The organism is Enterococcus sp. DIV0755b (genome assembly GCF_051713765.1).
Classification (GTDB): domain Bacteria; phylum Bacillota; class Bacilli; order Lactobacillales; family Enterococcaceae; genus Enterococcus_C; species Enterococcus_C canintestini.
Genome location: NZ_JBIOQN010000001.1, coordinates 349,255 through 364,814 on the forward strand (window position 1 = coordinate 349,255; position 15,560 = coordinate 364,814).

Below are 15,560 nucleotides of genomic sequence, written 5' to 3' on the forward strand. Positions count from 1 at the left end.
ATTTTTCCCGAAGAATTGCTGTCTGTGCTAGATCAATAGCAAAGCTGAGCAAACGTGGATAACTCTCAAGTAATAAGATGGAATTTTAATAAATTGCTTTTCAAATTTCTTCAAATTTCAACTTATTACCATAGAGAGTTCGTTTGTGTGCTAGATCATAAGAAAAGCTAAATAAACTCGTTCAGCTCGTTAGCAATAAGATGGAATTTTAATAAATTGCTTTCCAAATTTCTTCAAATTTCAGCTTATTGTCGCAGCGAGTTAGTTCATTTTGCTAGACACCTAGAAAAGCTAACCCCCCGTGAAAACTCTTTATAAAAATCATATAGCCCTTTGATCTCTAAAAAAAAAAACAAACGCTGGTCGCAAAAATACTGCGACTAGCGTTTGTTTAAATTTCACTATGGTTAAACCTTACGGTAACGTTTTAGCCCCACGATATTTAAAATCGTAAAGCCGACGATAAAGACAAACAGTATTCCTAAATCTGATGCGATATGTGAAAAGCCTTGGCCTTTAATCATAATATTAGTTAACGCCTCTCCGCCATAACTTAGTGGGAAAATGTAGGCGATATTGCGCACCCAACCAGCCATTGAATCTAGCGGGATGAGCCCTGAGAAAAAGACTTGCGGGATAACAACCAATGGAATAAATTGCACCATTTGGAATTCCGAATTGGCAAAAGTAGAAACAAAAATCCCCATTGATAACGCTGTTAGGGCAATCAAAATATTAGTCGCAATCACCCACCACAAGCTGCCAACAATTTGGAGTTTTAAAATATAAATCGAGAAAAAGACAATAATCAATGTTTGGAAAATAGCAAAAAAGCCATAACCTGTTAGATAGCCCATTACAATTTCACTGCGTTTGACGGGTGTTGCTAGTAAACGTTCCAAAGTTCCTCTGGTTCTTTCCCGTAATAAAGCAATCCCTGAAATTAAAAAGACAAAGAAGAAAACAAAAAAGCCAATTAGAATAGGGAAAATTTTATCAAAGAATGAACTATCGGCACTGCCATAAACATAAGCATTTTTAACAGTATAATTTTCAAACTGGACATTTTGACCAGTTTCTTGGGACATTTTTTGGACTGCCATCGTTAATTCTTTTAATTTATTACCTGTGAGGAGACTTTGCATCATCGCTTTTATTTGCGCAGTACTTGTTGGATCTTCATTTTCATACGTAACGTGGAATTTAGAACCGTCAAGCGTGATAAAAGCATCCAAATCGTTTTCTTGAATTTTATCTTTCACATTATCATCATTGCTAAATTTTTTAACTTTAACCTCATCTTTGGGGAAGTTATCAGCAACCACACTTGGCACTGTGCTATCGACCCCAATTTTTACATGAGTGTCTGAGTTGGTGTCAAAAACAACATTCATTAAACACAAAACAATGACAGGCGCAATCAACATCAATGCTAATGTACGTTTGTCCCGAACAAGTTCTTTAATGACACGAACTAAAATCGCTTTAAAACGAATCATTTTGCACTCACCTCTGCTTTCAAAAAGACTTCTTCAATACTTGAAGCATTAAATTTTTGTTTCAAATCTGCTGGTGTACCCAGTGCAAATAATTTTCCTTCAATAATTAGACCAACATAATCACATTTTTCAGCTTCATCCATTACGTGGGTTGTAACAATAATTGCTTTATTATCATCTGCTAAAGTGCGTAGTTGTTCCCAAATGGTCACCCGCAAACTAGGATCGATACCGACTGTCGGCTCATCCAAAACAATCAAATCAGGGTTAGCTAATAACGTAGTGGCTAAAGAAAGACGACGCTTCATCCCACCGGAAAAGGTTTTAACTGGTTTGTCGATAAACTCAGTCAAATTAACTAAAGCCATATTTTCCGTAATCGCTTTTTCCAAATCTGAACCAGTTAAGCCCATTAAATTACCAAAAAAGATTAAATTTTCGCGGGCACTTAAATCTTCATATAGTGCATCGCTTTGGCCCATATAGCCAACTTCTCCTAAAACTTTGCGATTGGGCATGATATGACCAAAAATTTCCGCTGTTCCTTGGTCGAGTTTCTCCATTCCCAGTAAACATTTAATCGTGGTAGTTTTTCCAGCCCCACTTGGTCCAATTAAACCTAAAATTGTACCTGCATCAATTGTAATATTGACATCATTTAATACTTTGCGTTTATCAAATGAAATTGAAGCATTTTCAATTTTAGCAATAGTTTCTTTTGCCATTTTAAGCACTCCTTTTATATAAATTTAATAGACAACGTGTTTATTATTTGTTACTCTTCGTAGTATAATTTTGTCCCAAAAAAGTGCAAGCTCTTTGCGACTTTAATAGACACTTTTGAAAAATTGATTATAAACAAAGGAGTTTGTTATGCAATCTGATAAAGATATCCGCTATTATCGCACCAAACAACGCATCACCGAAGCGATGATTCAATTATTAAAAGAGAAAAATTTCAATCAAATTACGGTCAAAAATATTTGTGAAGCCGCTGGAATAAGCCGCAGTGGTTTTTATTTGCACTACTTAGATAAGTACGACTTGGTTGAAAAATATCAATTTGAACTGATGCACCATATTAATCAGCTGATTGAAAATTTTTCCAAAACCAATATGACCCGCGATTCCCTTTTACTTTATATTCTAGACTACTTAAAAGATGAAGGACAATTATTAGCTCTACTCATTTCTGATCATGGCTCCACCGAAATTCAAAATCAAATTAAGGCTGTCCTCAAAAAAAACGCCCTGGATAATGTCTTATCGCATTTAACAATTCCAGTGGCGTCAGATTTAGAAAAACAGTACCTAGTAGCTTTTTTTAGTAATGCATTATTTGGTGTCTTACAAGAATGGGTCAATCATGGTCAAAAAGAATCACCAGAATACATTGTCAATGTAATCAATAAAATTATTGCCTTTGATATTATTTAAAATAAAGTAAATAAACATTGCTCTTTTACCTATTACCCGCCCTGCCTCTTTTTTTGTCAGTTTTGGTACGTTATAATGAAGAAAATTTATTGAAATACTGGAGGTCTTCTGTTTTGTCTTTAGAAACGATTATTAATGCCCACTATGAGCAATTAAGCGATAATGACTTGTTTATCCTCCGTTATATTACCAATCACCAACAAGAAATCACAAACTTGAGTATCAGCGAGTTATCTGCTTTAGTAAATTCTTCCACCGCATCGATTTTACGTTTAGCCAAAAAATTGGATTTTTCGGGTTATAGCGAATTTAAATATTACTTAAAACAACACACAACTACGCAAGTACAACAAGAAGAAGTTGCCTTTTATTCTTTAGAAAACCTCTCGTTTGATATTGATCAAACTATGAAAGCTTTCAAAAATGACCAGTATCTCACGGATTTATTAGCATTATTGGATCAAGTAGACACAATCTATGCTTTTTGTGTCGGATACGGCCAGCGCTTAATGTTAAAAGAGTTCGCCCGTTGTATGCTGGAATACAAAAAAAAACGTCATTATCATTTCTGGCTATCAAGAATTTGAAAAGCTTTCTCAAGGTATGAATGAAAATGATTTGGTCTTTATTATTTCTCAGATTGGGGAAACTAAAGAATTAAAAAATGCTCTGCAAACGCTGAAAGTTCGGGGAAGTCAAACAGTTTCTATTACCAATTTAACCAACAACGAATTAGCTAAGTTAACGCGTTGGAACTTTTATTATAAAAATAGCAACATCGACCAAGAAACCAAAATGAACCGGTCTTCTTTTTTAACGTTACATTTACTCTTACACATGATTTTTGACAGCTTCACCGCCTATAAATTTAAGAAAAGCTGAGCAAACGTGGATAACTCTCAAGTAATAAGATGGAATTTTAATAAATTGCTTTCCAAATTTCTTCAAATTTCAGCTTATTACCGTAGAGAGTTCGTTTGTGAAGCTAGATCAAAGAAAAGCTAAATGAACTTGCACAGCTTGCTGTCATAGAGAGTTCGTCTGTGAAACTAGAACAAAAAAAGCCGGTCTCTTCTCTGAAAAGTTAGGGAATATCCCCCTTTGTCAGAAAAGAAAACCGGCTTTTTTTATGCCACTATCTTTTAGGCTTCTACAATTATTTTTTCAAGAGTCTCAGTTTCTTCTGTGTAACTAATTGTTTTCGTACCATTGTAAACTTCTTTACTTAGTTCACCTTCACTTTTAGCCACTAACATGCCTACAAGTACATCTCCGTCCACATTCAAGAAAGTACGGAACATTCCAGCAAACCAGTCTACACTAAACATTAAAGCTACGCCTTCTGCAGGTAAACCTAAAGAAGTTGCTAAAAATGTTGCCGATACAGCAAAGCCACCCGGCACTGTAATCGTACCCATACATAACATAATCGATAAACCGATACCTAAAATAATTTTATCCATACTTAATTGAATGTCAGCTGCTTGGGCTAAGAACATAATTACTGCCACATTACTTAACGCAGCCCCACAACTACACATTGACATACCCAGAGGAGCGGTAAAGTCTGTCACGCGTTTGCTGATACCAAATTTTTCAACACTATCTTTTAGGACAGTTGGGAATGCAATCGCTGAAGAGGTAGTTGTTAAAGCGATAATAGACATCGTCAAGAATTTCTTTGGCATCAAGACTGGGTTCACGCCGCAACGAATCGCAGTAAATACAGATAAAACAACCATCATTAAAATAACACCTAATGCTAATGTTCCAAGATATTTCAACATTGGAATGACAACGGATAAACCAATCGCACCTGCTACATTTGCTAATAAGCAGAAAATTCCTAATGGCGCAATTTTCATCACAGATTGAATAATGTTTAAGACGATTGCATTTAAACCGTTAATAAAATCTACAACTACAGTATTGCCTGTCTTTTGAATGTATTTATTCAAGCCAATCCCAAAGAATAATGAAAAGACAATACACGGAATCATTTCGGCGTTAGCCATGGCACTGATAATATTTGTTGGTACAAAACCAAGTAATGTTTCTTTAATTCCAACCGCTGCTTGCGCTTCAACGTCTGTCGTACCACCAAGACCTTGCATGCCAGCGCCAGGCTGGATCGCCATGGAAAGAAATAGGCCTGCTACAGCAGATAACACAGTAAAAATTAAAATCCATTTAAAGGTATTAAAGCCCATTCTACCAGCGCTTTTACCTTTCATATCTCCCATTGCACCAATGACAGATGTCATCACTAAAATAACAACAGACATTTGAATTAAGCGAATAAAAATATCACCAATAAACTTCAAGTTTTCAGACCACGGGCCCACTACAGAACCAAAAACAATCCCCGCCACAGTAGCGATAATGATCTGGTTAGTTGTGGATGCTAGTATTTTTTTCATGCTGTTTGCTCCTATCTTTTTTAGTCGACGCTGACAATCACAGCTTGATGTGGTTGTAAGGTTACACCAGTTGCTGTTGCAGCCAATTCTTCATAGTTATTGATTAAAATGTCATCGATTTTTTTTGTAAATGGCAATTCTGCTACGCTATTTTGAAAGTTTGCCAATAATAAAATTGTTTTATCTTCTCCGTGACGATAAAAAGCGACAATATTGTCTTGGTCTTCAAAAATTGGCTCAAATCCACCATAAACGAATGCTTCGCCATAAGTTTCATCTTTACGTAGCGCAATTAGTTTTTGATAAAAGGCCCAAACAGAATTTTCATCTGTTAATTGGTCTTCCACATTAATAGTGGCATAATTAGGGTTCACTTTTAGCCAAGGTGTACCAGTTGTAAATCCGCCATTGGCTTGATTGTTCCACTGCATTGGTGTCCGACCGTTGTCACGGCTGTATTTATTCACAAGTTTTAATGCTTGTTCAGGTTCAATCCCTGCATCAAGGGCTACTTGATATTCATTATGAGTAAACAAATCATCAAATTCATCAATGGTTTCAAAAGGTGTATTTTCCATTCCAATTTCTTGACCTTGGAATAAAAATGGCAAACCTGGACGCATGAATAAAATTGCTGCTAACATTTTTTTACTGTAGTCATTGCAATCTTCTTCTGGAATGTAGTGACTTACGCCCCGTGGCTCATCGTGATTTTCAATAATATTGGCCTTCATACCGATGCCTTCAATTTCACGAATGCTATCATAAATCACTTGACGGTAATTGTTGGCAGTAATCGGATTACGATCATACCAGCCATTTCCGCTTACTTCCATCGAATCAGTACTTAAATCAAAAATTGTTGAAAAATAACCATCATCGCCGACATATTCTTCTAATTTTGCCCGGTCAAAACTTGATAATTCTGCTACAGTCAACGCATCAATTTGACTAAATGTTTTTTCTTTCAATTCTTTTAAGAAGACTTCAATTCCAGAGACACTTTCAACCATCCGGAACTTACTTACTAGACCATCTTCGCGATCAGCTGGAAAACTCTTATATTCCATATCTTTTTTAATGTTGGCAATCGCATCTAATCGGAATCCTGAAATTCCTTTATCTTGCCACCAGTTAATCATGTCATACATTTCCTGACGTAATTTTGGATTTTCCCAATTTACATCTGGCTGTTCTTTGGCGAAAATGTGTAAATAATATTTATTTGTCCCAGGAATTTTTGTCCAAGTTGGGCCACCAAATGTTGAGCGCCAGTTACTTGGCATGCTGCCATCTTCTTTTTCATCGACAATATGGAAATAATCGGCATATTCACCTTCCAAATCAGCTAACGCTTTTTGGAACCATTCATGTTCATCTGAACAGTGGTTTAAGACCAAATCAAGTAAAATATGCATATCGCGTTTTTTCGCTTCCGCGATTAACTCATCCATATCTTCCATTGTGCCAAAAATTGGAGCAATTCCTTGATAATCTGAAATATCATATCCTTGGTCAACAAATGGCGAAGTAAACATTGGTGAAATCCAAACAATATCAATGCCTAAATCTTTTAAATAATCTAATTTTTCAATAATACCTCTTAAATCACCAACACCATCACCATTTGTGTCATTAAAACTCTTTGGATAAATTTGATAGGCTACTTTCCCATGCCACCATTGTTTTTTCATCTCTTCATCACCTTTTCGTTGTTATGTATTCGTTTTCTATAGCCAATATAAAGTATGATGAAACCATTTCCAATATCTCTACGCTCTTTAGATTTTTATTTAGTCACTAGATATTTATGACACTTTGTGAAATTTATGACATAGAGGGGAATTGGATAGAAAAAAGCACCTCTCACAAGAGGTGCTAAAAAGATATGAAGAAAAGAATAGCTTTGAAATTAAATTTTCGTAACTTACTCCTCTTTATTACTGTATTTTTAATTTGAAATATATAATTTCAATTTTTTTAGTTCAATCTATAATGAATGGATTCCTGATACTTTTTAAATAAAGATTGGTTTAAAGCATCACCGCCATCTAAGTTAGCAGAGTAATAAATAGGCGGATATTTAACACCTTGTTTAACTAGTTGTTTACAGACTTCTACCACGATAGCATTCAAAATTGTAGCTCCTACAACTGTTGAAGTAGGACCAATTTTTTGGGGTACTCCTTCAATAGAGCATGTGGCATCACCGATGTCCCCATGATTATCGATGACAACGTCTGCTATTTCAAACAAACGTTTTCCTGTACTATGACGACTAGTTGTTGAGCTGGAGTATTGTTTATTTGTAATTGCGATAATTTTTACACCTACTTTTCTAGCTGCAAATGCTAAATCAATAGTAACAGGATTGCGTCCTGAAACAGAATGCAAAATTAAAACATCTCCCTCTTGAAAGTCCACACTACTTGCTAAAACTTGACCATAACCTTCCAAACGTTCCATTTTACTCGTAACCGCAATTGGATTACGATCTAACATGAGCTCTCGTCCAAAAATAGCATTAATTGTCATTAATCCTCCTGCACGATAGTACATTTCTTCTGCTAAAATCCCTGCATGGCTAGCACCAAAAATATAAACAGATTGATGATTTAAGTTTGCATATGTTAGTAATTCAACAGCTTTTTGAATATTTTCATTTTCCTCTTTTTCTACGATATTTAACAGATTATTTATCTTATTAAAGTAATCAAACATTTTTAGATTCCTCCAAATAGACTTGCCAGAAGTTTACCTAAAATACCAATTAATGATAAGTCATTTCCGCCAAAGATTAATAACCAATTTTGAATAGTACTGCTAAACATTGCAGCAGAAACGCCAACTAGTGCTACCATCCCAAACGACGCAACAGCAGTCCCAATAATCGAACCTCGCAAACCACCTTGTCCTTCACCAATAACAGCAGCACCACCACATTCAAAGAAACTCGTAATCACTAATGGTACTAATAAAACGCCAAAAACATTCATTGTATTGGACAAAACTACTAATATTGTAGATGTAAGCATTGCAACGATAAATCCGATAATCACGGCATTTGGCTTATAATTAAATAAGATTGGTACATCAAAAGCTGGTTTTGCACCGGGAACAACTTTCTCGGCAATGCCTTGAAATGCTGGGATAATTTGATTGATTAACAAACGTACACCATATAACATAATCAATAAGCCGGCCCCGAAACTCAAAGCTGCATCAACTGAAAACATAATTAAATTTCCATCTTTAGGAATTAATACAGGTGCAATAATACCTACCACGATGTTCATTAAAAACATGACTAAGCCGCCAGTAATGGAAATTTCACGGAAAAACGATAAACTTTCAGGAACATTTAAATCTTCTGTAGATTTTTCTTTATTACCCACTCTTTTGGCTACAAAGCCAGAAATTAGTGACAGAATACCAGTTGGGTGCCCAATTAGAAAAGAATCATCTCCTGTAGCATCCCAAACATATCTACGCATAATCCAAGGCATGAATGACCAATAGCACGCGGATAAAACTGCACCAAAAATAACTAATCCAGTCCCACGCATACCCCCTTCAACGCCGGCTGCAACGACAACAAATGGGAACCACCAAAGCATATGTCCAGTTAAAAAAATAGTTTTTATTGGAGTAAATCGTGCGATTAGCAAATGAATAATCAACCCCAAAAACATTGCCAGACCAACTGTTCCACCATAATCAGCAGTAAAAGTTACATCAGATAAACCTTCTGCAACTTTAACACCCAACTGTGTTTGGACAGCCGTATTAATTGGTGCAATCGTACCAACTAACATATTGACCCCCGCTGTTAAAATAACCATGCCAAATGCTGCTGTCAAAGAACCTTTGATAATTTCAGAAAATGATTTCTTTTGAATGATTAAACCTAGCATGGCAATTAACCCCAGTAGCACTGGTGGATTTTTTAAAATAAAATTTGTGATAAAGTCCACTTCTTATTCCCCCTTTTCACTTAGAAATTTTTCCATTTGTTCTTTTACTTCTTGTTTATCCATATATTTTTTTACTGGATAAACTGGTGCTTTAACAGCGTTTTTTAGCTCTGGCAACAATTCATTGCTAGTAAAATAGACATCTGCTGAGGTTGCTTTGGCTGTTGATAAATCCGTATTTTCTACTGTGGCCTTAATCCCCATTTCTTTTATTACTTTATCAATTGACATCTTCAAGACCATTGAACTTCCTACACCAAAACCGCAAACTGCTAATATTTTCATTCCATTTTCCTCCTATTGAAATACTTGAATAACATCTGTTAAATTGCCTTTTAAAATAAGTTGATACTTCTCTTCATCCATGAAAACTTCCATAATTTCTTGTAAACTTTCCAGATGCGACGCACTATCCGTCGCCGCTAAAACAAGAAATATTTTGATAGGCTTACCAGCTAAATCCACCTCATTTTTTGTAACTAATAAGCTCATACTCTGTTTACAGACACCGATACCTGGTTTTGCATGCATTAGGGCAAAATAATCTGCCAATACCATATAAGGACCGTTTTGATAGACGCTATCAATCATATTTTCCACATATACAGGTGTAATCTTTTTTTCTTCTAATAAAGGTTGACTCGTAATTTTTACTGCTTCTTGCCAAGTGCTAATTTTATCTTTTACTTGAATATGTTCTTTGGGTAAATAGTTCATCAATTGTGTCATTCTCTCACCTCCATCATCTTTGAAATAAACCAATCTTTATTCTCTATCCCGCGCATGACTAATTCCATAATCGCTTCAACTTGTTTCGTATCCTCTTGGCTGATTAAGAGCAGAACGATAATATCTACTTTTTCAAGCCCCCAATCAATTGGCTTATCTAAAATCAGTATTGATACATTTGTTTGTTCAACCAATTTAGGATTGCCATGGGGAAGTGCAAAGCCATTATCAAGATAAGTAGATTGAAGCTTTTCACGCTCCCATACTGCATCTTTTAGTACTTTTTGTTTATCACGACTGATAAAGTTCTGTTTTTCAAATAGAAAATCAATGGCGGCTTGTTTTGTCCGTAAGTTTTCAAAATAGATATTTTGACTAATTTTATCTTTAATATCCATTGTAATATCAACATTTACTCTCTCTGTTACATCTTTTTCAATAACAATATCAATATATTGATTCATGATTCTCTTCATATCTCTCGGCGTTACCATGGGAGAAACTCTCACAACTGGTCTTTTTTGCGGAAACAAATCTACTGTTGAAACAATAAAGTCTACATCTGTTAAATCCATATGTTCAAGACTTTCACTAGACGCTGTTTCGATACTGTCAATATTAGGGAGTATGCGACGAATTTTCGCAGAAACAAATAAACTAGATCCTATACCATTAGGACAAACGAAAAGTATTTTATTTAATTTTCTTTTCCGCTCAATTGCTGCCTGAAAATGAATCGCAACAAACCCAATTTCATCATCTGTCAAAGAGATACCATAGGGCTTAGAAAAATCATTTAATCCAAACCAAACCACACCGTATACTGTGGGATACATACTCTTAATTTCTTCAATTAATGGATTAACAACATTTGATTGTGCTTCTAACCTAATAATCAATTGATATAAATGAATGGTTAAGTTCTCTTCTAAAATAGCGTCTTGAGTTAAATCATTTTGCAGTCCATCACTAATGGTTTTAATTAATTGTTGCACTTGTGTTCTAAATTTTTGGGGGATAATGTCAGCTTTCACAAATAGCTTTAAACCACTTGCCACAATTAAGTGTGTTAAATATTGTAATTCAGCTTGAGAAAACACATAAATGTTGTTATTTTCAAGCTCTTGTAGTAACTCAACAATTAAGGGATATTGATTGAACTCCAAAAAAATTTTGCCAAACTGATTATGCGAAATACTTCTAATTTCAAATCCCGCTCTACTTCGCTGAATCAATAACGTAATGGAAATAACGATATTTTCAAGGTAGCTATCAGATATTTCAATTTGCTTACTTTCAATTGCGAATTTAAGTCGTGTATTTACTTCATAAAAAAGTTCTTTATCAAGAACCTGATTTTTAAAAGCCTGAGCCACATTTTCCAAAGTAACTCGTTTCAAGATGCGCTGCACTTGTACCTCTGTTCCTTCAAAAAATGTACCTGAATTATCAAAAGATAATTTCAACTGTTCTTTTCCAAAAATCTTACGTATAGCCGAAATATCATTAGCGATACTACTTCTTGACACAAAATATTCTTCCGACAATTGTTGATAGCTAAGATGTTCGCCATCTAATAGTCGTAGTAAGATTTTTATTCGTCTTTGTGAATGAGTAACTTCATTTTGGACATTCATTACCATCACCTCCTGATAAAACGTTATCATTTCTATTTACATACTATAGCTAGACATCATAAAGATGAATACCAAATAATCTATTAAAAAAAGATGAGAGGAAGTGTACAGGTAAATTTGTTTTTTTTATTCGGTCTTTCTTCTTTAAACACCCCCCTTTCTACTTTTTTTAAATAAAGAAACACAAGTAATTGATTTTCTTTTCGACCATACTTTCTTTCTAACAATATTGTCATGCTAAAAAATCCTTAATAATTTTTTGCTAGTATTGGTTAGTGAAAAGGAAGTGATAGCATGTTGGAAGGCTTAAGCAATTTACTAGCAGCGCCATTTGAAATTTTTTCTGATTTTCTTTTTAATCTTTTTAATTAATCGTCATTACAATAAAAAATAAGCAAAAAGAACCCCCAAAAGTCAGATTTCTGGTCTAACTTTGGGGGGTCAGTCTATTAGGAGTTTATTTTTCTTTGATATTAAACTCTTGTAAAATTTTTAGTGTTTCTGCATTCCACTTATTACCAGTAACTAGTTGTGGATTCAGATAAAAGTCCGCTGCTGGAAAAACACTCTGTAAAGCCAAAATATTGGCTAAGACACAAATACTAAGCTCGGCACCTACTACTTCAATTTCTTTTGGCAGCTTTTGTTTTTCCACTACTCGCCGAATTTCAAGTAACGTTTCTGGTGCTAAGGTGAAATAATTTTTCTTAAATACAAATTCACGATTCAAAGGCGCCAGCTCACGAATAATTTGTAGTTTTGTTATTTCTTCTGCTTGGTCTTTGTATTCAATTGGAATATCCCGCGTAAATAAAACGACTTCTGCTGATTTTCGGGCGTAATCCAATCTATTTTTCAGCTGAGAAAGTAGTGCTTTAGCACTAGGAATATAATTTTCATCCGCTGAATCCAAAATCCGATTTTGCATATCGACAATAACGAGCATTTTATTTTCCTTATTTACTTCGACTTAAGAAAAAAGAAACAATTAACACAAGGATAACAGCACCAATAATCGAAGGAACTAATGCCATGCCTGCTAATGAAGGTCCCCAATTACCAAATAATGCTTGTCCTAAAGCCGAACCTACTAAACCTGCCACAATATTTGCAATCCAGCCCATGCTATTTCCTTTGCCGGTAATCGCACCTGCAATAACACCAATGATTGCACCAACAATTAATGACCAAATGATTCCCATGATGATTCCTCCTTTATTTTAAATATTTATTTTACATGATCGTCTTTATTTTCATCTATTTTATTTTGAATTTTATCTGCCCCTTGATTGACTGCATCTTTAGCTTTTTCCGCTTGTTTAGAAGCAAACTGTCCGGTTGTTTGGGCCGCATCTGTTACTTTATCTTGCACTGTTTCACTGTCTTCTTCATATTCTTGTTTGGTTTTCACATCCGCCACATGAATATTTACTTCCACAACTTCAAGATGGGTCATCTTCTTAACTTCTTCTTGAATAACTTGTTTGATATGATCAACAATTTCAGGAATATCCCGTCCGTATTCCACTACAATATCCATATCAACCGCCACTTGTTTTTTGCCAACTTCAGTATCAATACCAGTAGTAACATTATCTGTATTGACTAACTTTTCGGCAACGTTAGAGAAAAAGCCACCATCTACTGTTAATAACCCATCAATTTTTGCCACTGCGTTACCAATAATTTTTTGAATTACCTTATCATCATACGTTACATCCCCGGGTACATCTGCTTTAGATTTTTTCACATCGTCTTTGTGCTCCGCAGTATTTTCCATGTTATTAGCACTTGGCATGCCCATTTTTTCTTTATTTTCAAATTGATTGTCCATCCAATCTCCTCCTATAATCCATTTTTAAATTTTAATGCTACGATTTATTTTGTTGCTTAAAAATCGCTGGTATTACTCCATTTTTTTCCAAATAGTGCCCCAAAAAAGCACCTAAAGCCGTCAATAAAATAATTAATAACGTTTTAAAAAAGCCAATTGAAACAAATAAAATTGCTAAAATTAGACCTAATCCCCCAAAAATTAAAGGGAGTTTGTATTGCGAAACAAATTCTTTCATGTACTCCCTCCTATTCTACTCTTGAGTGATTTTTCGTCTCATTATTTTCTTCATAGCCGTCGTATTTCACTTCGACTTTAACCTGTGCTTCACTACCTAAAATACTTTGCAATTCACTGCGAATTTCTTCTACTAGGGTTCCTGTTTTATCCACCAGCATCGAAGTTCGAGCCAATTGTCCAGCAACATACACTTTAATTTTATTTTTTGTTGCCCGTACTTTAACTTTGGGTGTTGAAACAAAGTCCACACTTGCTAATTTTGAGCGGACGAATCCTTCAATTGCTTTTTTATCCAAAACTAAGCGGCCATGATCTTCTTGTAAGACAAATGTTTGCTTCGTTTTTGGATAGAAAATCAGTACTAAAATTACGATTAACAAAACAACCGCAAATACAATTGCGATCCAAAATAGCAACTGATTGAAAATTGTATTCGTTAAACTATTACGTAAAAATCCTACGCCTCTTATCCCGATAGGTAATTGTAGGTATACTGCAGAAATCAATGCCATCATTACTAACACAATTAACAATAATAAAGAAAGAATAATGCTAATTGCTTTTATACCCCGATTCATAAAGCACCTCCTTTTTTAGCCAGCTAAATTTTTATTGGCCGTATATCCTTTATACTAAAATTTATTTTTTGGCAGCGGTCGCCTCTTTTTTACGTTTGATCAACATGGGCACAAGACTAATCAATATAGGAATAGCAATTGACTTCAATACTTTTTTGACATTCATACTATCATCCCCTTTACAAATTAATTGCTTCGCCTCCGGTCACGCCATAAATTTGCGCCGTCACATAACTCGCATCATTTGAAGCTAAGAAAACATAAACAGGTGCCAATTCAACCGGTTGTCCTGCTCTTTCTAACAGTGATTCTTGACCAAATTCTGGGATGGCCTCTTGTGGTTGGCCTTGATCCAATTGCAGTGGTGTCCAAATCGGGCCTGGTGCGACTCCGTTTACGCGGATTCCCTTTTTGGCCAATTGTTTGGCTAATCCAACAGTAAAGTTTGCAATCGCAGCTTTGGTAGCCGCATAGTCCATCAAATGATCGCTCGGATTAAAAGCTTGTACCGAAGTTGTTGTAATAATGCTACTGCCAGCAGGTAAATGAGGCAGTGCCAATTGAACTAGTTCAAACATGGCGATAATATTAATCGTAAACGTATCTCTTACTTGTTGCATCGGTAGTTCTTCAATGGATTCTTGTGAGATTTGCTGCGCGGCATTTAACACTAAAGTATCAAGCCCGCCAAGTTTAGATACAGTTTGGGTAATAATTTCTTTTGGTGCAGCTTCATCACGTAAATCAAAAGGAAGTAATACTGCTTTGCGACCAGCTTTTTCTATCCAATCTGCCACTTCTTTGGCATCTTTTTCTTCCCCAGGAAAAAATTGAATCGCCACATCAGCACCTTCTCGCGCAAAAGCAATAGCTGCAGCTCGCCCAATACCTGAATCTCCGCCTGTAATTAACACACGCCGATTTTCTAATTTGTGGTTGCCAACATAACTTTCTTCCCCACAGTCTGGATTTGGTTTCATGTTCGTTTGAAGGGCAGGCGTTTCTTGATCTTGTTTTTCAAACCCATCTGTGTAATACAACTTTCGTGGATCTTTCAATATAGGTTCCATCATATCGCTCTCCTTTCATTCTCATTTTATTGTAACGCAATTAACAAATAAGCCAAAATAAACCGCTTAAAAAAATCATAATTATTATTAATTTTGCATTTATTTGACATATTAAATCTATTAGTGTACATCTTATGAGTAG

Annotated in this window: 18 protein-coding genes; 3 read left to right on the forward strand and 15 right to left on the reverse strand. The window is 35.2% G+C overall.

Translation table 11 applies throughout. The features are described from left to right. Positions 1-407 precede the first annotated feature (407 nt). Complete coding sequence (locus IGI65_RS01835) at positions 408-1,499, reverse strand: ABC transporter permease (RefSeq protein WP_438773060.1); 1,092 nt, start codon at positions 1,497-1,499, stop codon at positions 408-410. Next, entirely contained in the window at positions 1,496-2,224 is a 729-nt protein-coding gene (locus IGI65_RS01840) for an ABC transporter ATP-binding protein (protein WP_438773061.1), read from the reverse strand. Before IGI65_RS01840 ends, IGI65_RS01835 begins: the two co-directional genes overlap by 4 nt. A gap of 148 nt (positions 2,225-2,372) precedes the next feature. On the opposite strand from IGI65_RS01840, the gene IGI65_RS01845 reads away from it, so the two are divergent. The 3 genes from IGI65_RS01845 (at position 2,373) to IGI65_RS01855 (ending at position 3,818) form a co-directional block, all read left to right on the forward strand. Continuing rightward, positions 2,373-2,936 (forward strand): TetR/AcrR family transcriptional regulator, encoded by a 564-nt coding sequence (locus tag IGI65_RS01845; protein WP_438773062.1) that lies wholly within the window; start codon positions 2,373-2,375, stop codon positions 2,934-2,936. 113 nt (positions 2,937-3,049) lie between these two features. After that, positions 3,050-3,523, forward strand: coding sequence for a MurR/RpiR family transcriptional regulator (locus tag IGI65_RS01850; protein WP_438773063.1), 474 nt, complete (start codon positions 3,050-3,052; stop codon positions 3,521-3,523). Positions 3,524-3,539: 16 nt separating this feature from the next. Then, positions 3,540-3,818: an SIS domain-containing protein gene (locus IGI65_RS01855; protein ID WP_438773064.1), complete on the forward strand. Its 279-nt coding sequence runs from the start codon at positions 3,540-3,542 to the stop codon at positions 3,816-3,818. A 260-nt stretch (positions 3,819-4,078) separates the two neighbouring features. On the opposite strand, the gene IGI65_RS01860 is transcribed toward IGI65_RS01855, so the two are convergent. The 13 genes from IGI65_RS01860 to IGI65_RS01920 form a co-directional block, all read right to left on the reverse strand. After that, a complete protein-coding gene (locus IGI65_RS01860; RefSeq protein WP_438773065.1) occupies positions 4,079-5,356 on the reverse strand; it encodes a dicarboxylate/amino acid:cation symporter in 1,278 nt (425 codons plus the stop codon). 20 nt (positions 5,357-5,376) lie between these two features. Further along, entirely contained in the window at positions 5,377-7,050 is a 1,674-nt protein-coding gene (locus IGI65_RS01865) for an alpha-glucosidase (RefSeq protein WP_438773066.1), read from the reverse strand. A gap of 286 nt (positions 7,051-7,336) precedes the next feature. Next, positions 7,337-8,077: a sugar isomerase domain-containing protein gene (locus tag IGI65_RS01870; RefSeq protein ID WP_438773067.1), complete on the reverse strand. Its 741-nt coding sequence runs from the start codon at positions 8,075-8,077 to the stop codon at positions 7,337-7,339. Positions 8,078-8,079: 2 nt separating this feature from the next. Further along, positions 8,080-9,270: a PTS ascorbate transporter subunit IIC gene (locus IGI65_RS01875; protein ID WP_438774401.1), complete on the reverse strand. Its 1,191-nt coding sequence runs from the start codon at positions 9,268-9,270 to the stop codon at positions 8,080-8,082. 63 nt (positions 9,271-9,333) lie between these two features. Beyond that, positions 9,334-9,615, reverse strand: coding sequence for a PTS sugar transporter subunit IIB (locus IGI65_RS01880; protein ID WP_412257251.1), 282 nt, complete (start codon positions 9,613-9,615; stop codon positions 9,334-9,336). Between the two features lie 12 nt (positions 9,616-9,627). Next, positions 9,628-10,059 carry a PTS sugar transporter subunit IIA gene (locus IGI65_RS01885; RefSeq protein ID WP_095006409.1) on the reverse strand — a complete coding sequence of 144 codons (432 nt, stop codon included), beginning with the start codon at positions 10,057-10,059 and terminating at the stop codon, positions 9,628-9,630. Further along, complete coding sequence (locus tag IGI65_RS01890) at positions 10,056-11,696, reverse strand: BglG family transcription antiterminator (protein ID WP_438773068.1); 1,641 nt, start codon at positions 11,694-11,696, stop codon at positions 10,056-10,058. Before IGI65_RS01890 ends, IGI65_RS01885 begins: the two co-directional genes overlap by 4 nt. A gap of 457 nt (positions 11,697-12,153) precedes the next feature. Then, complete coding sequence (locus tag IGI65_RS01895; RefSeq protein ID WP_438773069.1) at positions 12,154-12,642, reverse strand: isochorismatase family protein; 489 nt, start codon at positions 12,640-12,642, stop codon at positions 12,154-12,156. 10 nt (positions 12,643-12,652) lie between these two features. Continuing rightward, complete coding sequence (locus IGI65_RS01900) at positions 12,653-12,898, reverse strand: GlsB/YeaQ/YmgE family stress response membrane protein (protein WP_071864146.1); 246 nt, start codon at positions 12,896-12,898, stop codon at positions 12,653-12,655. 26 nt (positions 12,899-12,924) lie between these two features. Beyond that, positions 12,925-13,530: an Asp23/Gls24 family envelope stress response protein gene (locus IGI65_RS01905; RefSeq protein WP_071864147.1), complete on the reverse strand. Its 606-nt coding sequence runs from the start codon at positions 13,528-13,530 to the stop codon at positions 12,925-12,927. A gap of 37 nt (positions 13,531-13,567) precedes the next feature. Continuing rightward, entirely contained in the window at positions 13,568-13,768 is a 201-nt protein-coding gene (locus IGI65_RS01910) for a DUF2273 domain-containing protein (protein WP_071864148.1), read from the reverse strand. 10 nt (positions 13,769-13,778) lie between these two features. Beyond that, positions 13,779-14,348: an alkaline shock response membrane anchor protein AmaP gene (amaP, locus tag IGI65_RS01915; protein WP_438773070.1), complete on the reverse strand. Its 570-nt coding sequence runs from the start codon at positions 14,346-14,348 to the stop codon at positions 13,779-13,781. A 179-nt stretch (positions 14,349-14,527) separates the two neighbouring features. Next, positions 14,528-15,421 (reverse strand): SDR family oxidoreductase, encoded by an 894-nt coding sequence (locus tag IGI65_RS01920; protein WP_438773071.1) that lies wholly within the window; start codon positions 15,419-15,421, stop codon positions 14,528-14,530. Positions 15,422-15,560 lie beyond the last annotated feature (139 nt).